Consider the following 20,785-nt stretch of genomic DNA (forward strand, 5'->3'; position numbering starts at 1 on the left):
AAGAGGGCATTGCCATGATCAGGTCGGACGACTTCAGGGAAGCGATGCAGCGTTTTGCCGGGCCAGTGACGGCGATCACGACGATCGAGGATGGGGTGCCGAGCGGCCTCATGGCGACGGCGGTGTGCAGTCTCTCCGCGGATCCGCCGTCACTCATCGTCTGTATCAACAAGAGCGCCTCTGCCCATGATGTCATCATGCGGCAGGGATTTCTCGGAGTCTCCGTCATCCCGGACACGCTCTTGGCCTTTGCGGATCACTTCGCCCGGGCGAAGGGCGCGGACCGGTTCGAGGGCGCGCTGTGGAGTTTTCAGGAAACCGGTGCGCCGCTTCTCGCCGGCGCATCCGTCGCCTTCGACTGCCGCATCTCGGCGACCCATGACGGGTTCAGCCACACCATCGTCGTGGCCATGATCCATGACATCCTTCTTCCCAACAAGAACGCGGATCGCTGCTTGCTCTGGCATCGCAAAGGCTTTGTAAGCCTGTCAGCGCAGCCAGCTTCACAGGAAGAGTGACTTGGGAATATCCATTATCGTGTTCCGCGGTCGAAGGTCGCGGCTGTCACCCCTCGCTGCCTGAGCTCGCTTCGCGCGATCTTCTCCGTCGGGGTTCGGGGAAGCAGCGTGTCGGTGATCTCGATATAGCGCGGGATCATGTGGCGGGGCGCCAGCTCGGCGAAATGCGCCAGCAGATCGGCCGGTTCCATCGTCGATCCCCCTTCACGGACCGCCACGACCATGATGTCCTCTTCGGTGAGCTCCGAGGGGATGCCGAAAGCGGCGCTTTCCACGATATCGGGATGCTTTTCGGCGATGCTTTCGAGCTCATAGGCCGAAATGTTCTCGCCGCGGCGCCGGATCGCTTCATTCAGACGGTGCTTGAAATAGAGCCATCCGTCCTCGTCCATGAGGCCCGCATCGCCGGAATGATACCAGAGGTTTCTCAGGGTCTGCACCGTCTTGGCCTCGGCGCGGTAGTAGCCCGAAAACATCGACCAGCTCTTCTTCGGGCGCGCGACGATCTCACCGACCGTGCCGGGCGCTAGCTGCCGGTCGGTCGCATCGACGATCGCGACTTCCCAATCGGGAGCAACCCGGCCGCAGGATCCCGGCCGTGACTCATCGACCGTGTCATAGGTCACGAAGCTGGTCTCCGTCTGCCCGTAGCCCGTGACCAGCTTGATGCCGAAGCGCTGCTCGAAAGCCTCCTTCTCCGGCACCATGGGAATGCATTGGCACACCCGGACCGGATTGTCCCGATCGCGCTCTGAGGCCGGCTGGCGCATGAGTATGACCGCCATTGCGCCCAGGAGATTGGTCGCGGTCGCGCCGCTCAAGCGAAGCTGATCCCAGAATCGCGAAGCGCTGAAGCCGTCCACCAATGTCGCCTGGGTGCCATAGACGAGCGGCATATAGACACCGAACATCTGAGCGTCGGTGTGGAAGAGCGGCAAAGACGTGAAGTAGCTGTCGCGCTCCGTATAGCCCAGGTTGCGGGCCATCGCGACAACCCAGGAATAACAGTGGTGATGGGACATGAGCGCGCCTTTGGCCGGCCCGGTCGTCCCCGACGTGTAGAGAATGGCCATCGGATCGCTGTAATGAACGTCAGCCGGAACGGGGTCGATCTCAGGGCCGAGGCATTCCTCGAATGCAACGATCCGATCGATCGTGATGCCGGCGGCTCTCGCTTCCTTGGGATCAGCGCCGACGAGGATAAGCGTCCTGATGCCAGGCAAATTGCCTTGCCCCTTGGCGATCTCGCCGAGCCCGCTCGCATCGGCGATGAGGATCTCCGCGCCGCAATTGTTCAGGTTGTGACACAGAAGGTCGCCTTTCAAGGCCGGGTTGCTCGGAACCTCGATCGCCCCCAGGATGGAAGCGGCAAACCACACTGCCACGAACTCGAAGCAATTCGGCAAAAGGATCGCGACCCGGTCGGAGCGGCGCACGCCCAACCTGTAAAGACCGCCGGCGAGCTTGCGCGAGAGTGTCAGGACCTCCTCGAAGCTTGCCGATCTGCCTGAGATGTTGAGGAAGTCCTTTGCCCCAAGCCGTTCGGCCTGGCGCAACAGTATTCTGGGCAGCACCCGGCTCTCGATATCGTTGTCGCTCATGCCGGGAATATCGGAGATAGTAGTCGCGAGTCGATACAGCATGAGTGTTTTCAAAATTCCTTTGCCCGCGCCTGTGCTTCGGGCGACAGAAAGCCACGGACGGTCGCCTTGGTTTCGAGCGCCATGGCGTCGGCGAGGGAAGAGTGGAAGCCTTCATTGATCGCTTGTTTCATGTCGGCCACGGCACCGGCGGGGCGCTCGGCGATCAGACGGCTGAGCTTCTGCGCTTCGCCCAGCAATTCAGCCTCGGGGACGATCCGCCATGCGATGCCGACCTCGAGCGCCTTCTTCGCATCGTGACGCTCTCCGAGGATCATCAATTCCTTGGCGACCTGCGGACCCGCCTGCTTGGTCAGAAGCGCCGTCACGCCGCCGGTGACGAACAGGCCATAGGTCACTTCGGGAAAAAACCATCGCGTATTGTCGGCAAACAAGGTGAAGTCGCAATTGATGGCCCATTCGAGCGCGCCGCCGACACACCAGCCATGCACCGCCGCGATGATGACTTTCCGGGACTGCATGATCTGCAGGGTGACCCGCTGAATGGCGTCGACCCAGGCCTGGGTCGCCTCTTCCGATGCGGTCTGCGCATCGAGATCCTTCAGGTCGTCACCCGAGCAGAAGGCCCTGCCTTCACCATGGATGATGACGACCCGCGCCTTTTCGTCTGCTTCCGCCGCATCGAGGGAGCGGGACAGCTCTTCGACGAGCTCCTTGTTCATGGCATTCAAGCGCTCGGGCCGGTTCAGCCTGATCCAGACAACAGGCCCGTCGTGGCGCGCGATGACGGCTTTCGGCATGGAGATTTCCTCAGACGATCAAAGGTTCTTTGTATGCGCCCCAGACATCGCGGAGCGCGCCGCAGATCTCGCCAAGGCTCGCTCTCGCCTTCACGAGCTCGATAGTCTTGGGCAGCAAGTTGACATCGTCGGACCGGGCCTCGAGCTTAAGCTCATTCAAAAGCGCCTCGACCCGCCGGTTGTCCCGATTGGCGCGCACCTTCTTCAATCGCTCGATCTGGAGCGCGGTGCATTGCTCATCATAGGGATGGATATCGACATCCGCCTTGTCGCTCTGAGCATCGACATGGCGATTGACCCCGACAGAAACCTTCTCGCCGCTGTCGATCTTCCTGAAGGTCGCATAGGCGGAGTCGGCCAGCTCCTGCTGGAACCAGCCTTCCTCCACCAGTTTGACCGCGCCGCCGCGTCCGTCGACCTCGTCGAGCACCTTCCAGATGGCCTGCTCCATGTCGGAGGTCAGGCGCTCGACGAAATAGGAGCCGCCGAGCGGGTCGATGACCGATGTCACGTTGATTTCATCGCGAATGATCTGCTGGGTCCGGATGGCGAGCTTCATCGCTTCCTCGGTCGGTATGGCGAAAGCCTCGTCCAGGCCATTGGTGTGCATGCTCTGGCAGCCGCCAAGGACCGCCCCCAAGGCCTGGATCGCGGTGCGCATCAAGTTGTTCTGGTGCTCGACCTTCGTCAGGCTCATCGCCGCGGTCTGGACATGCACCCGAAGCCGCATCGATTCCGGCTTCCTGGCCTTGAAGCGCTGCGCCATGATCTTGGCGTAGATGCGCCTGGCCGCGCGGAACTTGCAGATCTGCTCGAAGAAGTCCTGATGGCTGATGAAGAAGAAGGACAGCCGCGGCGCGAAATCGTCGATGTCCATGCCGGCGGCGATGACTTCCTCGCAATAGGCGATGGTGAAAGCCAGGATGAAGGCGACTTCCTGGATCGCATTTCCGCCGACGTCGGAGAGGTGATAGCCGCTCAGGCTGATCGGATTGATCTTCGGGGTCGTCCTGGTGCTGTGGACGATCAGGTCGCGCAGCAGCCTGACGGCGGGCCGCACCGGATAGATCCATTCCTTCTGGGCGACATATTCCTTCAACGGATCCGCCTGCAAGGTCCCGGCGATCTTCCGCAGGTCGCAGCCGCGCTCCTCGGCCACGGCGACGAACATCGAATAGATCACCCAGGCCGATGGGTTGATGGTCAGGGAAACCGAGATTTTTTCGAGATCGATACCGTCGAAAAGGCGGTCGATGTCCTCGATGGTGTCGATGGCGACACCGACACGGCCCACCTCGCCGAAAGCCATCGGATCATCGGAATCGAGGCCGAGTAGGGTCGGCAGATCGAAATCGGTCGACAGTCCGGTCTGGCCGGCGTTGATCATGTACTTGTAGCGCTGGTTCGTCGCTTCGGGATTGCCGAAGCCCGCAACCTGCCGGATGGTCCACGGCCGCCCGCGATACATCGTGGGATAGACACCGCGGGTGAAGGGATAGGCGCCAGGAAGCCCCAGATCGTCCTCAGGGATATCCGCGACATCGGCGGCGGTATAGACCCGCTTGAGCGGAAGGCCGCAATCCGTCTGGTATTCGGACCGCTCCTCCGGCCTGGTCTTCAGCGCGGCGGCAAGCTCGTTCCTTTCCCACTCGGCCTCGTTTGCCCGAAGGCGCTGGAGCGCTTGCTCAGAGAACAGTTTCATCGGTTTCCACGGGCCGCGATCAGCCCGGCGATGCTCGAGACGATCAGCTCGGCGCGCGCCTCCTGCGGCACGATGACGTCCACCCCTGATTCCATCAGGGACTCATAGTCGCGCTCCGGAATGACGCCGCCGGCGACGACGAAAATATGGTCGGCGCCCTTGTCGCGCAGGCATTTGCACAGCTCGCGGAACAGCGGCACATGCGAGCCGGACAGAAGGCTGACCCCGATCACATCGACATCTTCTTCTATTGCCGCGCTGACCACCTGATCCGGCGTCTTGTAGAGTCCGGTGTAGATCACTTCCATTCCGGCATCGCGCAGGACGCGCGCCACCACCTTGGCGCCCCGGTCGTGGCCGTCGAGGCCGAGCTTGGCGACAAGCACCCTGATGGCTCCCTGCGGAACTGTGTTGGTCGTGTCCACCTCAATTCCTTGCCAGCTCATGCTCGATCGCTTCGGACATGATGCCGAGCCCGAGATCGATTTCGGCTTCGGAAATCGTCAGCGGCGGCGCGATCCGAAACACCCCGCCCATGCCGGGAAGTTTCACGATATTCATGCTCAAGCCGCGCCGGAAGGCTTCGGCAGCTATCCTTGCGCCCAGCTCCTGATCCGGCTTCTTGCCCGGGCCATCCGCGACGATCTCGACGCCGAGCATCAGCCCGCGGCCGCGAATATCGCCGATGCAGCGATAGCGTTGCTTGAGCGCCAGCAAACCATCGGACAATCTCTTGCCCAGCTCGCGCGCCCTTTCGACCAGCCGTTCCTCCTTCACCGCGTCGAGCACCGCCAGGCCGACGGCGGCCGGCAGCGGGTCCGAAACGTGAGTCGTGTAGAACAGGAAACCCTTCTGATGAGCGGCGGCTTCGATCTCGGATGTCGTCATGACGGCAGCCAGGGGAAGGCCCGCGCCAATGGTCTTGGAGAGCGTGAGTATGTCGGGCGTGACGCCGTCTCTCTGGAAAGCGAACATGTCGCCGGTTCGCCCGACTCCGGTCTGCGCCTCATCGAGGATCAGCAGCATGCCACGCTCATGGCATTTCTTCTTCAGGGCCGCGAGATAGCCGCGCGGCAATTCGATCATGCCGCCGCTCGACAGGATCGGCTCGGCGATGGCCGCAGCCAGGCTGCCGGTGGACTGGCTGTCGATCAGCATGAAGGCGTCATCGAGCTCGGTCTGCCAATCGAGCGTGCCGTCCGCATTCTTGAAACGCGGTCGAAAAGCATTGGGCGCAGGGATGGCCAGCGATCCGACCATCGCCGGGCCGAAACCCTTGCGGCCCGCGCTGTAGGTCGCCGAGACGGCGGCGCCGGTCATGCCGTGCCAGCTCTGGCTGAAGGCAACGATCTCATGCTTGCCGGTGACGAGCTTCGCCATCCTGATCGCGGCTTCGTTGGATTCGGCACCGGTCGACAGCAGCAGGGCCTTGTCCAAACCGGGCGCCAGCGCCGCCAGACGTTCGGCAAGCTCGACCACCGGCCAGGACAGCATGCCGCTGAACAGATGTGCAACCCTGTCGATCTGATGGCGGACCGCCGCCACGATCTTCGGGTGCGAATGGCCGAGCAGCGCGCTCATCTGGCCCGATGTGAAATCGAGGATCGGCCGGTTGTCGGCGTCGTAAACGAAGCTTCCCTTCGCATGCTCGATGATGGCGGGATCGAATTTCCCGCCATATCTGATCAAGTGCTTGTCCGCCGACGACCAGAAGCCGCGATCGTCATTCTTGGATGGTCTGGGGGTCAATGTGTCCATCGAAAGAGATTATCGGCTGGCCTGGTCTCAGTAAAATTGATAGTATTTGGTATCGGATATAAGTTAAATTGATATGCAGCCACCCATCGACCTCAGGCTTCTGGTCACTTTCGTCCATGCCGCGCATTCCGGATCGCTGAGCGCGACGGCGGTCCAGGTCGGACGAACCCAATCGGCAGTCACCATGCAAATGCAGCGGCTCGAGGAGATCGTCGGCCAAAGTCTCCTGCATCGCAGCGGGAGCGGGGTTCGGCTCACCGGGGGAGGGGAGCGATTCCTGGCCTATGCCGAGCGCATCCTGAAAATCCATGACGAGGCCTTGTCGGCGTTCTCCAACCGCGGATTGCGCGGGTCGCTGATCTTCGGCTCGCCTGAGGATTATCTGATCGCGTTCTTCCCGACTCTGCTGAAGACCTTCGGCGCCATCCATCCCGATGTCGAAATCAAGGTCGTATCGGCGCCGACGGTCGAGCTCCTGACTCTGTTGGCGTCCCGGCAGATCGACCTTGCGCTCATCTCCACGCTGAATCTCGCCGATCCGAGGGGTGTGGTGCGTGCGGAGTCGCTGGTCTGGGTCGGCAGCAAGCCCACTCTCGAGCTTCACGGCTTCGGCGATACCGTGCCCTTGGCCTTGCCGGCGTCGAATGCGATGGACCATCGCGCGGCCTGCGATGCCATGGACCGCGCCAGGATGAAATATAAAATCTCCTATGCGAGCAACAGTATTGCGGGACTGGTCGGGGTCGCGCGGTCGGGTCTCGCGATCAGCGTCATGACCCAAGAAGCGGTTCCATCCGATCTTTTCATCCTCGACAAGCCCCTGCCGGGCCTGCCGCGCCTGGGTGTCCTGATCGCCATCGCCCAGCCCGAACCGTCGCCGGCGATCGACGCATTTGCCGATCACATTCGCCGGGTTCTTCCCACGCTCTGAAGTGTGCATTGGCGCGTGAGCGCGTGACGAATGCCCCGAGTGGCAAACAACGGATCGAGATTGCTGAAACGGCTCTCGCCGGCCATCAAATGCCACCAAAGTCGCAGTGATCTACCGTAGCGTAACCATCGGTTTTTCCACTGGATTCTGTGGACTTAGATGCCAATGCTGCTATACTCGCGGATGTAGAAAATGGAACGCCAGCCACGGCGGGTTTGCGATGGAGGACACCATGAAGTGGGTGAAACCGACTATCGAAGAAGTGTGCATTGGTCTGGAAATCAACGACTACTTCCCGGCCGAACTCTGATCTTCGAATGTGATCGCGGCGCTCGAGTCATCCTGTGATGGCTCGGGTGCGGATCATCGTGCTGGGTTCAGCGGCGGGCGGAGGTTTCCCGCAATGGAACTGCGGCTGCGAGGCATGTGCCCTGTTCTGGCAGGGTGACCCTCGGGTGCGAGCACGGACACAGTCCTCTGTCGCCGTGTCAGCCAGTGGCGAGAAATGGCTCTTGCTCAATTGCTCGCCGGATGTGCGGCTGCAGATCCTCCAGACACGTGCGCTTCACCCTCAAGGGACGAAACGGGGCTCACCGATCGAGGGGGTTTTTCTCACCAATGGCGATATCGATCACGTCGCCGGACTGCTGAGCCTTCGGGAAAGCCAGCCCTTTGTGATCTTTGGAACTACGGCTGTGCTTGCTGAAATCGGACGAAATCAAATCTTTGCCGCGGTCGATGAAAGCATCGTGCCGCGAAAGCGCGTCGAGCTCGACAGACCTGTCGTCATGGCCGACGGGCTCACGATCGAACCCTTCACCGTCGCCGGCAAGGTTCCGCTCTATCGCGAATCCGATGCACCCGAGACTAAGGGCGAATGGCAATCGACGATCGGCCTCAAGATCTCCAAGGGAGAGACGCAGTTCTATTACATACCGGGATGCGCCGACATAGATCCGGCACTCCGCGCCCGGCTCAAGAATGCGCCGCTCGTCCTGTTCGACGGCACGCTCTGGCAGGATGACGAGATGATCCGGCAAGGCATCGGCAGCAAGACCGGCCGCCGGATGGGACATGTGTCGATGTCGGGTCCTGAGGGCTCGATTGCAGGGCTCGGCGATCTCGGCATCCAACGCAAGGTGTTCATCCACATCAACAACAGCAATCCGGTTCTCATCGACGGGACGCCCGAGCGGCGCCAGGCCGAGGCAGCCGGCTGGGAGATCGCCTATGATGGAATGGAGATCGAGCTGTGACGACGTTGCTGAGCCCGGGCCAGCTTGAAGAGCATCTGCGCGCGATCGGCACCGAGCGCTATCACCACCTGCACCCGTTCCATGGGCTTCTGCATTCGGGAAAGCTCGACCGCGGCCAGGTCCAGGCCTGGGCGCTCAATCGCTACTACTATCAGAGCATGATCCCGGTGAAAGATGCGGCCATCATGGCGAGAATGGACGATCCGCAATTGCGGCGCATCTGGCGCCAGCGTATCGTGGACCATGACGGCGAAGCTGAGAATGACGGCGGCATGGTGCGCTGGCTGGCGCTCACCGATGGGCTGGGCCTCAGTCAAAACTATGTCACCTCGACCCGCGGCATCCTTCCGGCAACGCGGTTCGCGGTCGACGCCTATGTCCATTTCGTGCGCGAACGGAGCCTGCTCGAAGCGATCGCCTCATCGCTCACCGAGCTGTTCGCTCCGAGCATCATCGCCGAAAGAGTGAGCGGGATGCTGGCGAATTATGATTTCATTTCCAAAGAGACACTGGCCTATTTCGACAAGCGCCTGACCCAGGCCCCGCGCGATGCGGATTTCGCTCTCAATTATGTGAAATCACATGCGCGCCGGCCCGACCAGCAGGATGCCGTTCTCGCCGCTCTCAAATTCAAGTGCGAGGTGTTGTGGGTGCAGCTCGACGCGCTGCATCACGCTTATGTCGAGCCGGGTCATGTCCCGCCCGGCGCCTTCAAGCCGGAGGCTTCATCATGACCGAAGCGGCTGCGATCTCCGGCGACATCATCCCGCGGCTGCCGCGCGGTGTGCGGCTGCGCTATGACGATGTTCGTTCGCAGTGGATGCTGCTGGCGCCCGAACGGATCCTCAAGCCCGACGGCATCGCGCTCGAAATCCTCAAGCGCTGCGACGGCAAGACGACGCTCGATGCGATCATCGACGATCTCACTCAATCCTTCGGCGCCGCGCGCGAAGAGGTGGCGAGCGACGTGCGCGAGTTCCTGAGCGGGCTCGCGGCCAAACGGATCATCGAGCTATGACGGAGAGGATCGCAGCGCCGACGGGAATGCTGGCGGAGTTGACGCATCGCTGTCCGCTGCGCTGCCCCTATTGCTCGAACCCGGTCGAGCTCGACCGCCGCTCGCAGGAGCTCGACACCGAGACCTGGCTGCGCGTGCTCGCCGAGGCGGCCCGGCTCGGCGTCATCCAAGTGCATCTCTCGGGCGGCGAGCCCACTTCGCGCAAGGATATTGCCGTCATCGTGCGGGCTTGCGCGGAACTCGGCCTCTATTCCAATCTCATCACCTCAGGCATAGGCCTCGACGAGGCGAAGATGACGGCCTTGGCCGAAGCGGGACTCGATCACGTGCAGCTGTCCTTCCAGGCGACGAGGCCCGAGACGAACGACCTGATCGGCGGCCTCGACGGGGCGCTGGCTCAGAAGCTCGAAACGGCGCGGCTGGTGACGCGCCTTGATATCCCTTTGACGCTCAATGCGGTGATCCATCGCCGCAACATCGGGGAGATCGAGGATTTCGTGCGCCTCGCCGTCGATCTCGGCGCCAAGCGCGTGGAAATCGCCCATGCGCAATATTACGGCTGGGCGCTCAAGAACCGCAGCCTCCTCATGCCGACCCGCGAAGAGACGCTGGCCGCGGTTGCGACCGTCGAACGCCTGCGCCGCGAATATGCCGGAACGATCGTCATCGATGCGGTCGTGCCGGATTACCATGCCCGCTATCCCAAGGCCTGCATGGGCGGCTGGGGACGCCAGTCGCTCAATGTGACGCCGTCAGGCAAGGTGCTGCCTTGTCATGCGGCGGAGACGATACAAGGTCTCGAATTCTGGACCGTCAAGGACAGGAGCCTCGCCGAAATCTGGGCCGCCTCTCCGGCCTTCAATGCGTTCCGGGGCACGGGCTGGATGCGCGAGCCCTGCCGCAGCTGCGAGCGCCGCGAGATCGACTGGGGCGGATGCCGATGCCAGGCGTTGGCGATCGCAGGTGCGGCCGAGGAAGCCGATCCCGTCTGTTGCAAGTCGCCGTTTCATGAGCGCGTCGAAGCCATCGCCGCGGCCGACGCCGCCCAGCCCAATGGTGCATATCACTATCGCGGCTTCGAGAAACGCAGCGATCGGGCGACGAACATTCCCGAGGCGGTGCCATGAAACTCCTTGCCGCCCTGTTTGCCGCGGGACGTTTCCCCTCGCCCGTTGCGAAGCAATGGAAGAGGGTGCCCGAAGGGCGGGTGAGGGCTCTTTGTCTCCGCAAGGAATACTCGTTGAGATCAGAGCGCGTTGCGCAGAAGAGCCCTCATCCGGCCCTCGGCCACCTTCTCCCACGCTGCGCGCGGGAGAAGGGGAATGATGGAGAAGCCTCGCGACTTCCATACGCGATAGTCCTATCGTTGGCAGTCCTCGTTGCAGCGCTGCCTGCCGCGGCGCAGTCCTTCAACGACTATCCGACGAATGCCAGGGCCGATTATGTCTATGGCTGCATGAAGGTGAATGGCGAGACGCGCGAGGCGCTTGATAAATGCTCCTGCTCGATCGACGTCATCGCCTCGATCCTGCCCTACGAGCGCTATGTCACCGCCGAGACATTCATGAGCATGGGCCAGGTCGTGGGCGAGAGGGGCGTCATCTTCCGCCAGAGCGCGCCGGCACGGCAGGCGACCGACGAGCTGCGCCGGGCGGAAGCCGAAGCCGAGATCCGCTGTTTCTGAGGGTGGAGTTTCATGCAACACATGTCACCGGGTCGGCTCTTCCTTCTCGCGACAGCGATGTGGCTTTTGGGCGCGCTCAACGCCCGCGCCAATGAGGCGATCGAATTCCGGATCGGTTATTTGCGGCTCGACGAAAAGAAGCTTGCGCTGTCCGTGCTCGATGTTCCGCCCCCCGATGATGGGGTAGGCGGCGCCAAGGTCGCCATCAACGACAACAATACGACCGGCAAATTCCTCAAGCAGAATTTCATCCTGGAAGAGGTGAAGATCGCGCCCGAGGCTGATCCGCTTCCTGCCGCGAACAAGCTTGTCGATACGGGCTTCTCCTATCTCATCGTGGATCTGCCTGCCGCCATGGTGCTGAAGATCGCCGATGCCGTGCGCGAGCGCCATGTGCTCGTCTTCAATGCCGGCGCCACCGACGATGGGCTGAGAGAAGAGGAGTGCCGCGTCAATGTCTTCCACACCGCACCCACGCGCACCATGCTGGCGGACGGGCTCGGCCAATATCTTGTCTGGAAACAGTGGCGCAACTGGTTCCTGATCAGGGGCTCGCATGAGGCGGACCAGCTCTGGGCCGATGCGCTTCGGCGCGCCGCCAAGCGCTTCGGCGCCAAGATCGTCGAAGAGCGCGTTTTCGAGGACACGGGCGGCGCCCGGCGCACCGATACCGGCCAGGTGCAGATCCAAAGGCAGATGCCCGTCTTCACCCAAGGTGCTGCCGATCATGATGTCGTGGTCGCGGCGGATGAGAGCGAGGTCTTCGCGACCTATCTGCCTTATCGCACCTGGGTGCCGCGCCCGGTCGCGGGCTCGGCCGGCCTCGTGCCCTCGAGCTGGCATCCGGCGCATGAGCAATGGGGCGCGACGCAGATCCAGAACCGCTTCGTCAAGGCAACCGGCCGGCGCATGCAATCCAAGGACATGCAAGCCTGGACGGCGGTGCGGATCATCGGCGAGGCGGCGCAGCGGACCGGCTCGGGCGATGTGCAGAAGATCGCGGATTACATCAAGTCGCCGCAATTTTCGCTGGCCGCCTTCAAAGGACAGAAGGTCACCTTCCGGAGCTGGAACTGGCAGCTCCGGCAGCCGGTTCTTCTGAGCGATGCCCGCTCGGTCGTATCGGTGTCGCCGCAGGAAGGATTCCTGCACCAGCTCTCCGAACTCGACACGCTCGGCATCGATCAGCCTGAGACGAAGTGCAAGCTGCCATGAGCCACAGAAGGAAGACCCGCATGCAGTTGAGTCAGTTGTTGTTCTCCGGAACCTTGGCGCTCGCCGTCGCGGCGACGCCCGCCGGCGCATACAAGGTCTACGTCTCGAACGAGAAGGACAACACCATCTCCGTCGTCGATTCGGAGAAGATGGAGGTCGTCAAGACCATCAAGGTGGGCCAGCGGCCGCGGGGGATCACCGTCACCAAGGACGGCAAGTACATATTGCTCTGCGCCAGCGACGACGACACGGTCGAAATGATCGACGCGCAGACCTTCGAGCAAGTCGGCACCTTGCCTTCGGGTCCCGATCCCGAATTGTTCATTCTCAATCCCGATGGCAGCAAGCTCTATATCGCCAATGAGGACGACAACCTCATCACCGTCGTCGACATGGCGGAGAAAGCGGTGGTCGCCGAGGTGCCGGTCGGCGTCGAGCCCGAAGGCATGGGGATCAGCCCGGATGGAAAGACCATGGTCAACACGTCCGAGACGACGAACATGGCGCATTTCATCGACACGGCCTCGCATGAGATCACGCATAATGTGCTCGTCGACTCACGTCCGCGCTTTGCCGAATACAAGGCGGACGGCTCGGAAGTGTGGATATCGGCCGAAATCGGCGGAACGGTGAGCGTCATCGACGACAAGACGCGCACCATCAAGAAGAAGATCACCTTCGAGATCCCGGGTCTCAGGGCGGAAGCGATCCAGCCGGTCGGCGTGCGCATCACCAAGGACGGCAAGAAGGCCTATGTCGCGCTCGGTCCCGCCAATCGCGTCGCGGTGATCAATGGCGAGACCTATGAGGTCGAGAAGTATATCCTTGTTGGCCAGCGCGTCTGGCAGCTCGCCATCACGCCCGACGAGAAGATGGTGATCTCGACCAACGGCGTGTCGAACGACATCACCTTCATCGACATTGCGACCGATGAAGCGGTGAAATCGCTCACCGTCGGCGGGCTTCCATGGGGCATCGTCGTGGCGCCGAACTGACGCGAGAGGAGGACTATCGACTTTGCCGATGACCGCAGACAGCTCGAAGCCAGCGCTCGGTGTCACCGATGTCGGTCATGCTTACGGCGCGCGGCGTGCGCTTGACGGCGTGTCCTTCGACGTCCCGGTCGGCGGCTTCACCGTATTGCTCGGACTCAATGGCGCAGGCAAGTCGACCCTCTTCGCGCTGATCACCCGTCTCTATGATGCGCGTGAAGGCCGGATCGAGGTCTTCGGTCACGACGTGGCGCGGCTGCCGGGAGAAGCATTGCGGCGCCTGGGCGTGGTCTTCCAGCAGCGCACCGTCGATCTCGATCTCTCGGTGATGCAGAACCTGACCTATCATGCAGCTCTTCACGGCATCGCCGGCGCCGAGGGGCGGCGGCGCGCCGCCCTGATGCTCGAATGGTTCGATCTTTCCGATCGGCACAAAGACAAGGTACGCAACCTTTCCGGCGGCCAGATGCGCCGCGTCGAAATCGCCCGCGCCCTTCTTCACCGGCCGAATCTCCTTTTGCTCGATGAGGCGACGGTCGGTCTCGACATTCGTTCGCGCGCCGACATCATCGGCCATGTGCGGCGCCTCGTCAGCGAAGAAGGCATCGGCGTCCTGTGGGCGACCCATCTCATCGAGGAGGTGGAGATGCAGGATCGTGTGGTGATCCTGCATCAGGGCCGCATTCTGGCCGAGGGGCCGGTCGCCGAGGTCGTGAGCCAGCATGGCGGACGCGACATCAGATCGGCATTCGCAGCACTCACCGGCGCCGACCGGCCGCGAGCGGCAAGCGAGGCAGCGGCATGACGATAAGCATCCCCGCCACGAAGCCGCGCATCGGATTCTCGGTCGGGCAATATGTCATTTGCCTCACCGGCATCGTCTGGCGGGAAAGCTTGCGGTTCCTGCATCAGCGCGAGCGCTTCATCGCAGCACTGGTGCGGCCGCTTCTGTGGCTCTTCATCTTCGCTGCCGGATTCCGCCAGGTCCTCGGCGTGTCCATCATCCCGCCTTACGAGACCTATGTTCTCTATGAGGTCTATATCACGCCGGGACTGGTGGCGATGATCCAGCTCTTCAATGGAATGCAGTCGTCGCTGTCGATGGTCTATGATCGCGAGATGGGCAATATGCGCACCCTTCTGGTGAGCCCGTTTCCGCGCTGGTATCTCCTCGTCTCCAAGCTGGTTGCGGGCGTCGCCGTATCCATCCTGCAAGTCTACGTGTTCCTTGCCGTCGCCTGGCTGTGGGAGGTGAGGCCGCCGGCTTTCGGCTATCTTGCCGTGCTGCCGGCCCTCATTCTATGCGGCCTCCTGTTCGGATCCATCGGCCTGCTTCTGTCGTCGCTCATCAAGCAGCTCGAGAATTTCGCCGGGATCATGAACTTCGTGATCTTTCCCATGTATTTCGCCTCTTCGGCGCTCTATCCGCTGTGGCGGGTGCGGGAATCGAGCCCGCTTCTCTATTACATCTGCCAGTGGAATCCGTTCACGCACGCCGTCGAGCTCATCCGCTTCTCGCTTCATGGCGAGATCAACTGGCAAGCCCTTGTCATCGTCGTCGCAACGACAGCGGCTTTCCTCATCGGCGCCATCATCGCCTATGATCCGACGCGCGGCTTCATCGCGAGGCGCGGCGCACCGGCATTGGGAGGATCGGAATGAGGCGTGGCACTCTCCCGCTTTGGCTTGCCTTGACCTTTGTTGCAGTTTTGCCGGCGACGGCGCATGCTGCCGCTTCGGACGACTGGCCTTGTGTCCAGCGCAAGGTGTCCGAGCTCTCGCTCGCTTCCGTCTGGTCGGGACCGCCGCTCGACCTCGACTCGGGCAAGTGGCGCAGGGATCCCGATATCGCAAGCCTCGTCGAACGCCTGGCGGCGCGCCGAACCAGCGAAGACGAGGCCCGAAAAGCCATTACGGCGCTGGCCGCGTCTTCAGGCGATGCCAAGCGGGACAAGCTCCTGGCGTTGCTCGCGGGCCTCTTCGAGACCATCAATGGCGAGCGCTCGCATATCATCGCGGGGATCGAGCGCTATGGGCGAAAGCAGAAACAGCTTGCGGAAGCGCTGCGCGAAGAAACCGCGAAGCTCGATTCCCTGCGCAAGGACGCCAATGCCGACAAGTCCAGCTTCGCCCAAATGAATGAACAGCTCACCTGGAGCCTGCGGGTCTTCGATGAGCGCCAGCGCTCGCTGCGCTTCGTCTGCGAAGTGCCGGTCCTGATCGAGCAACGCCTGTTCGTGCTGGTTCGCGCGATCGAGGCTGCGCTTCAATAACGGATTGTCTGGAAAAGAGCAGACCGTCAGTCGTGCGGCTCGGCGCTGCGCACCTCTATCGGTGATCCGGGCGAGGGGTGCGGCCTGCAGACGATCTTGATGCGATCGCTTTCGCCGAGCTTCCGTCCGATCGACGTTCCGGCGACATAGGCCTGGCCATACATGGCGCAGGTCACCGGGCTTGCGAATTCTTCCGGCGCCACGATCACCATGCGCGCATTCGTAGCATTGCAGTCGCGCAGATCCGGTGTGACCAGGACCGTGCAGACGAGGATGAGAGCGTTGAGCAAATAAAATTCCTTCTCGCCGACATGCGAAGCGCATGGAGCGACTCTCACGAGCTTGAATCGATTTGATCTAAAGCCTGAGCCCCGAATCAGGAGTCTTACTTAGCGGCACTTTAACAGGCTAATGCGCCAGCCGCAACGTCAAGCACATATAGGTTTGGTGCCTATTGAGTGATCGGCTGATCGTGCTCGTCGAGCAAAGGCACGCCGAACTCGATGAGCAAGGCGTTGATCTCTTTCTGATTTTCGCGGATCAGCCGATTGAGGGTACGCTTCCATTCCTGGTCGGAAGAGCGAACTCCCATGGTGATCCGGAAGGTCATGCGCGAGCCTTTCTGCTCGTTGAGCAGCGGCACGACGACAAGCGGCTCCTTCGACATCTTGGCATAATAGCCCGCCATCGGCCCCCATAGCGCCGCCACATCGATTTCATCCGTATGCAGATCGTCGATCATCTGCGCCGCGGAGGAGGTGTAGCGCGTGTCGATCAGCAGCGGATAGGGCCTGGCCTTCGCCATCAATCCGTTGATCGCCATGTTGGTCGCGGGCGGCGTTCCGGCGATGATGCCGATCCGCTTGTCCTTGAGCCGCGGGTCAGCCAGCGTCTTGAGTCCGTCAAGCCCATGGTTCGGCTTGTAGATCAGAGTATAGACCGTCCGGTAATAAGCATTGGTATTCTGCACGAGCTCATCGCCCTGGGGATAGCCCATGATGACATCGCATTTATGGGCGCCAAGCGTGTTGCGGACGAAACCGATCGTCATCGGAAAATAGGTGTAGCTAAGCGACTTGCCGAGCTTGCGCGCGACCAGTTCCGCAAGCTTGTTCTCGAAGCCTTCGCCCTTCTCGTTCGAGAAGGGCAGGTTATTGGGGTCGGCACAGACGCGCAACGTCGTGGGATCGACCAGCTCGATGGCGGCCCCCAATCCCTTTTGCTGTGCGGCCGCCGGCAGCGCGAAGCCGGCGGCCATGATCACCAGCGCCATGAGGGTCCGGCAAATCAGCCCATGCATGCTTTTTCGGCCTCGATGAAGGAGGCGGGCTTTGCCGCCTTTTTCGCCGGGCGGCCGCGGCCGATGGCATCGGTCGAGCGCGCCCTCAGATAGATGTAGATGTCATCGAGATAGCACATGACGTTCTTGTTGGTGCCGAAGGCCGGCATCACATTCTGTTTCGCCGCGTTGACTTCCTTGCGGCCGTTCGCCACCACGCCGATGAAATCCACGTAACTGATGCGCTTGACCGATTCGGTAAGGGCGGGCGCATAGCTCGAGCCCAGGCCATCGGGGCCGTGGCAGACATGGCAATCGGAATGATAACGGCGATAGCCCGAGAATGTGTACCAGTCGACCGTGCCGTCGGGCCCGACATTGTAAGTCGGGTCGCCATTGGCATCCGCATATTTGCCATCCTCGCTGGCGACCGATTTGGGATCGCCGGGCGGTTCGGAAAATGCGACGCCGCTGGCAAGAACAAGGAATCCGGCAACCAATATTCCACGGAACATGAAGCACCTCTTGAAACAGCTGTCACGCCAGAGACTAAAAGGCCCAGTGCATTGTGCTGAACGCACCGGGCCCCAATTTTGTCAGTCTGTCGGAACGTTCTACTCGCCCGGCAGCGCGAAGACGGTCAGCGAGCCGCCGAGAGAGGTGTACTTGGCAAGACCGGCATAGCCGCCGACCGCGCCGAGACCGGCGGTGCCGACCTGCTTCTCTGCGTCTTCGGGGACGTTGCCCTGATCGACGGCGTTATGCCAGGCCGCCGCGTTCTCGGCATTGAGAAGGCCGGCCGCAAGGCCTATACCCGCCCAGCCGCCGACGCCGGACAATACGGCAATATATTGCTTGCCGTTGTTCTCATAGGTCGTGACATTGCCGATGATGCCTGAAGGAGTCTTGAACTTGTAAAGCTCCTTGCCCGTCTTGGCATCCACTGCCTTCAGATAGCCTTCGAGCGTGCCGTAGAACACGACGCCACCCGCGGTCGCGAGCGCTCCGGACCATACCGAGAACTGCTCGGGAAGGGACCAGACGATCTTTCCTTCCTTGGCGTCCCAGGCAATGAAATTGCCCATGCCGCCATGGCTTCCAGGTGTCGGATACATGGCAACCGTGGCTCCGACATAGGCCTGGCCTGCGGTGTAGCTCACCTTATAGGGCTCGTAGTCCATGCAGACATGGTTGGTCGGCACGTAGAAGAGCCCGGTGTCGGGCGAGAATGCCGCCGGCTGCTGGTCCTTGGTTCCAAGAGCCGCCGGGCAGATGCCAGTGGTATTGGTGTCCTCGCCATTGCTTTGGGTCGAGTACTTTGACACCACCGTGGGCCGCCCGTAGTTCTTGCTGTTCGGATCCATGTCGACGCCGGTCGTCCAATTGACCGTCGGGTCGTATTTCTGGGCCACCAGCAATTCGCCCGTCTCGCGGTCCAGCGTATAGCCGAGGCCGTTGCGGTCGAAATGGACGAGCGCCTTGCGCGGCTTGCCGCCGATATCGAGATCCGCAAGGATCATCTCGTTGACGCCGTCAAAATCCCATTCATCATGGGGCGTCATCTGATAGACCCACTTGGTCATCCCGGTATCGATGTCGCGGGCGAAGATCGTCATCGACCAGCGATTGTCGCCGGGACGCTGGACCGGATTCCAGGTCGAGGGGTTGCCGGTCCCGTAATAGACGAGGTTCAGATCCTTGTCGTAGGAATACCAGCCCCAGGTCGTGCCGCCGCCGATCTTCCACTGGTCGCCTTCCCACGTATTGATCCCTGAATCCTTGCCGACCGGCTTGCCGAGATGTGTGGTCTTCTCGGGATCCATCAGCGTCTCGGAATCGGGGCCGGTGGAAAAGCCGCGCCAGGCGAGCTTTCCGTCCTTGATGTTGTAGGCGGTCATCGACCCGCGCACGCCGTATTCACCGCCCGAGATTCCAACCAGCACCTTGTCCTTGATCACATGCGGCGCGTTGGTCCCGGTTTCGGCCTTGGCCGGATCGCCGTTCTTGACCTTCCACACTTCCTTGCCGGTATTGGCATCGAGCGCCACGAGCGTCGTGTCGGCCTGGTAGAGGAAGATCTTGCCGTCGCCATAGGCCACGCCGCGGTTGACCGTGTCGCAGCACATGACGCCGATCACGTTGGGATCCTGCTTCGGCTCATAGGCCCATTTGATCGCGCCATCCTTGGTGAGATCGAGAGCATAGACCGTGTTCGGATAAGGCGCATGCACATACATCGTATCGCCGATCACAAGCGGGCCACCTTCGTGACCACGCAGGACGCCGGTCGAGAACGTCCAGGTGGGCTGAAGCTTCCCGACATTCTCGGCGGTAATCTGGTTGAGCTTCGAGTAGCGTTGGTTCCAGTAGTCGCCCGACTGCATGACCCAGTCTTTCGGGTTCTCGGACATTTTCTGGAGCTCGTCATTTGCCTTGACTGCTCCCGACATGAATGCTGTCACGGTACCCAGGCACACTACTGCTGACAGGAGTAATTTAGGCATCAGGGTTCCTCCCAGTGGATGGACAAATCCACAGCATCTGCCTGGCAGTGATTGCCAAACAGCGCCCGTCCAAAAAAACCGTCCCATAGAGCGGGTGATGGACGAATCCACCGCCCGCTTGGCAATGAACGCCAAACAGCGTCTTTCCAAAAATGCCGTCGAGTTGAGGCGTTCTACGCCTTGGCAGGAAGGCGCCTCTTGCGCACGCTCTTCCGATCTCTATTGCAGATGTCAGCGGTCTCTTGAGCCAACATTCTCACAATCGAGATGATGGAATCATATACCGCCACTTTTCCTCCGCAATAAAAATCATCTCCTACTTAGGTCTCTTTGCACTGCAGCAACGCGGGAACTTTTCAAGCCCTTGGGCGTTCAGTGCGCGGAGAAACGATCGCGTCACTCCTTGAGCACGCCTGCCTGCTTGGCGATGTGTGTCGCGATCGCATCCATGAGCGGCGGCGACAGACAGTCATAGGGCTTGAGGCCAAGTTCCTTGAGCCGCGCCCTGACTGCGGGCATCTCGCTGGGCTTTGCGCCCGACTCGATGATCGAGGAGACGAAGGCCGCGAATTCGGGCGGCGACCAGCCGCTTTCCTTCGACAATTCAGTGTGGACGAAGTCCAGCCCATAGAAGGGATGCTTGGTATTCTCGATGCGGCCATACATGTGAACGCCACAGCTTTGGCAAGCGTGTCTCTGGATCGTTGCATTGGAATCCACGACCTTGAGCTTGCTCTCGTTGCTTGTCACCTTGACCTTGTCGCGCGGCACGACGGCGACGACCGAGAACACAGCACCCGAGGGCTTCCAGCACTTGGTGCAGCCGCAGGCATGATTATGGGCGGTCTGCGCGCCGATGCTGACGGTCACGGGGTTTGACGAGCATTTGCATTGAAGCGTGCCGCCCGCGAAATCCTTCGCGGCGGGCTTGATCCCATTGTCTACTGCAGGATGAATGGATATCGCCATGGGTAACACCTCCCTAGATTGGCCTTCTCAATAAACCACGACGCTGCGGATCGATTCTCCCTTATGCATGAGGTCGAAGCCTCGGTTGATATCCTCGAGCTTCAGCGTGTGGGTGATCATCGGGTCGATCTCGATCTTGCCGTTCATGTACCAGTCGACGATTTTCGGCACATCGGTGCGGCCGCGGGCGCCGCCGAAGGCGGTGCCGCGCCAGACGCGCCCGGTCACCAGCTGGAACGGCCGGGTCGCTATCTCCTGGCCGGCGCCGGCAACGCCGATGATCAC

The 20,785-nt window shown here is 61.5% G+C and carries 21 protein-coding genes and 2 pseudogenes; 12 read left to right on the forward strand and 11 right to left on the reverse strand.

What is annotated here, in order from left to right:
• Positions 1–14: 14 nt before the first annotated feature.
• On the forward strand, positions 15–518 hold the full coding sequence (locus tag DS839_RS20745; protein ID WP_162918696.1) for a flavin reductase family protein: 504 nt from the start codon (positions 15–17) through the stop codon (positions 516–518).
• Positions 519–532: 14 nt separating this feature from the next.
• Here the strand turns inward: DS839_RS20745 and DS839_RS20750 are convergent, their stop codons facing one another.
• Genes DS839_RS20750 through DS839_RS20770 form a run of 5 tightly spaced genes read right to left on the reverse strand, consistent with a single transcriptional unit; the run spans position 533 to position 6,379 of the window.
• Positions 533–2,119 (reverse strand): AMP-binding protein, encoded by a 1,587-nt coding sequence (locus DS839_RS20750; protein WP_368911780.1) that lies wholly within the window; start codon positions 2,117–2,119, stop codon positions 533–535.
• A gap of 50 nt (positions 2,120–2,169) precedes the next feature.
• Entirely contained in the window at positions 2,170–2,919 is a 750-nt protein-coding gene (locus tag DS839_RS20755) for an enoyl-CoA hydratase/isomerase family protein (RefSeq protein ID WP_119272357.1), read from the reverse strand.
• 10 nt (positions 2,920–2,929) lie between these two features.
• On the reverse strand, positions 2,930–4,621 hold the full coding sequence (locus DS839_RS20760; RefSeq protein WP_119272358.1) for a methylmalonyl-CoA mutase family protein: 1,692 nt from the start codon (positions 4,619–4,621) through the stop codon (positions 2,930–2,932).
• Entirely contained in the window at positions 4,618–5,046 is a 429-nt protein-coding gene (locus tag DS839_RS20765; RefSeq protein WP_368911781.1) for a cobalamin B12-binding domain-containing protein, read from the reverse strand. Before DS839_RS20765 ends, DS839_RS20760 begins: the two co-directional genes overlap by 4 nt.
• Position 5,047: 1 nt before the next feature.
• Entirely contained in the window at positions 5,048–6,379 is a 1,332-nt protein-coding gene (locus tag DS839_RS20770; RefSeq protein ID WP_119272360.1) for an aspartate aminotransferase family protein, read from the reverse strand.
• A 73-nt stretch (positions 6,380–6,452) separates the two neighbouring features.
• Between DS839_RS20770 and DS839_RS20775 the strand changes: the two genes are divergently transcribed.
• The 11 genes and pseudogenes from DS839_RS20775 (at position 6,453) to DS839_RS20830 (ending at position 15,748) form a co-directional block, all read left to right on the forward strand.
• Positions 6,453–7,310: a LysR family transcriptional regulator gene (locus DS839_RS20775; RefSeq protein WP_119272361.1), complete on the forward strand. Its 858-nt coding sequence runs from the start codon at positions 6,453–6,455 to the stop codon at positions 7,308–7,310.
• Positions 7,311–7,542: 232 nt separating this feature from the next.
• Positions 7,543–7,620: a pyrroloquinoline quinone precursor peptide PqqA gene (gene pqqA, locus DS839_RS20780; protein WP_119272414.1), complete on the forward strand. Its 78-nt coding sequence runs from the start codon at positions 7,543–7,545 to the stop codon at positions 7,618–7,620.
• Positions 7,621–7,666: 46 nt separating this feature from the next.
• Complete coding sequence (gene pqqB / locus DS839_RS20785) at positions 7,667–8,566, forward strand: pyrroloquinoline quinone biosynthesis protein PqqB (RefSeq protein ID WP_368911792.1); 900 nt, start codon at positions 7,667–7,669, stop codon at positions 8,564–8,566.
• Positions 8,563–9,584 (forward strand): annotated as a pseudogene (gene pqqC, locus DS839_RS20790) (pyrroloquinoline-quinone synthase PqqC). The gene pqqB and the pseudogene pqqC overlap by 4 nt, the downstream one beginning before the upstream one ends.
• Positions 9,581–10,711 (forward strand): pyrroloquinoline quinone biosynthesis protein PqqE, encoded by a 1,131-nt coding sequence (pqqE, locus tag DS839_RS20800; protein ID WP_119272365.1) that lies wholly within the window; start codon positions 9,581–9,583, stop codon positions 10,709–10,711. The pseudogene pqqC and the gene pqqE overlap by 4 nt, the downstream one beginning before the upstream one ends.
• Positions 10,712–10,950: 239 nt before the next feature.
• A complete protein-coding gene (locus DS839_RS20805) occupies positions 10,951–11,268 on the forward strand; it encodes a hypothetical protein (protein WP_368911782.1) in 318 nt (105 codons plus the stop codon).
• Between the two features lie 12 nt (positions 11,269–11,280).
• A complete protein-coding gene (locus tag DS839_RS20810) occupies positions 11,281–12,483 on the forward strand; it encodes an ABC transporter substrate-binding protein (RefSeq protein WP_438816539.1) in 1,203 nt (400 codons plus the stop codon).
• Between the two features lie 20 nt (positions 12,484–12,503).
• Complete coding sequence (locus DS839_RS20815; RefSeq protein ID WP_119272367.1) at positions 12,504–13,478, forward strand: YVTN family beta-propeller repeat protein; 975 nt, start codon at positions 12,504–12,506, stop codon at positions 13,476–13,478.
• Positions 13,479–13,506: 28 nt separating this feature from the next.
• Entirely contained in the window at positions 13,507–14,280 is a 774-nt protein-coding gene (locus tag DS839_RS20820) for an ABC transporter ATP-binding protein (RefSeq protein ID WP_119272368.1), read from the forward strand.
• Positions 14,277–15,137 (forward strand): ABC transporter permease, encoded by an 861-nt coding sequence (locus DS839_RS20825; RefSeq protein WP_119272369.1) that lies wholly within the window; start codon positions 14,277–14,279, stop codon positions 15,135–15,137. The genes DS839_RS20820 and DS839_RS20825 overlap by 4 nt, the downstream gene beginning before the upstream one ends.
• Positions 15,134–15,748 carry a hypothetical protein gene (locus DS839_RS20830; RefSeq protein WP_119272370.1) on the forward strand — a complete coding sequence of 205 codons (615 nt, stop codon included), beginning with the start codon at positions 15,134–15,136 and terminating at the stop codon, positions 15,746–15,748. Before DS839_RS20825 ends, DS839_RS20830 begins: the two co-directional genes overlap by 4 nt.
• A gap of 26 nt (positions 15,749–15,774) precedes the next feature.
• On the opposite strand, the gene DS839_RS20835 is transcribed toward DS839_RS20830, so the two are convergent.
• The 6 genes and pseudogenes from DS839_RS20835 to DS839_RS20860 form a co-directional block, all read right to left on the reverse strand.
• On the reverse strand, positions 15,775–16,038 hold the full coding sequence (locus tag DS839_RS20835; RefSeq protein WP_119272371.1) for a hypothetical protein: 264 nt from the start codon (positions 16,036–16,038) through the stop codon (positions 15,775–15,777).
• A gap of 161 nt (positions 16,039–16,199) precedes the next feature.
• On the reverse strand, positions 16,200–17,048 hold the full coding sequence (locus DS839_RS20840; RefSeq protein WP_119272372.1) for a substrate-binding domain-containing protein: 849 nt from the start codon (positions 17,046–17,048) through the stop codon (positions 16,200–16,202).
• Complete coding sequence (locus DS839_RS20845) at positions 17,036–17,542, reverse strand: c-type cytochrome, methanol metabolism-related (protein ID WP_119272373.1); 507 nt, start codon at positions 17,540–17,542, stop codon at positions 17,036–17,038. The genes DS839_RS20840 and DS839_RS20845 overlap by 13 nt, the downstream gene beginning before the upstream one ends.
• Before the next feature lie 99 nt (positions 17,543–17,641).
• On the reverse strand, positions 17,642–19,438 hold the full coding sequence (locus tag DS839_RS20850; RefSeq protein ID WP_438816541.1) for a methanol/ethanol family PQQ-dependent dehydrogenase: 1,797 nt from the start codon (positions 19,436–19,438) through the stop codon (positions 17,642–17,644).
• Between the two features lie 489 nt (positions 19,439–19,927).
• The gene (gene gfa, locus DS839_RS20855) at positions 19,928–20,500 is read right to left on the reverse strand and encodes an S-(hydroxymethyl)glutathione synthase (RefSeq protein ID WP_119272375.1); all 573 of its coding nucleotides are present in this window, start codon (positions 20,498–20,500) and stop codon (positions 19,928–19,930) included.
• Between the two features lie 27 nt (positions 20,501–20,527).
• A pseudogene (locus DS839_RS20860) lies at positions 20,528–20,785 on the reverse strand (S-(hydroxymethyl)glutathione dehydrogenase); the annotation flags it as partial.

This window comes from Taklimakanibacter deserti, assembly GCA_003574785.1.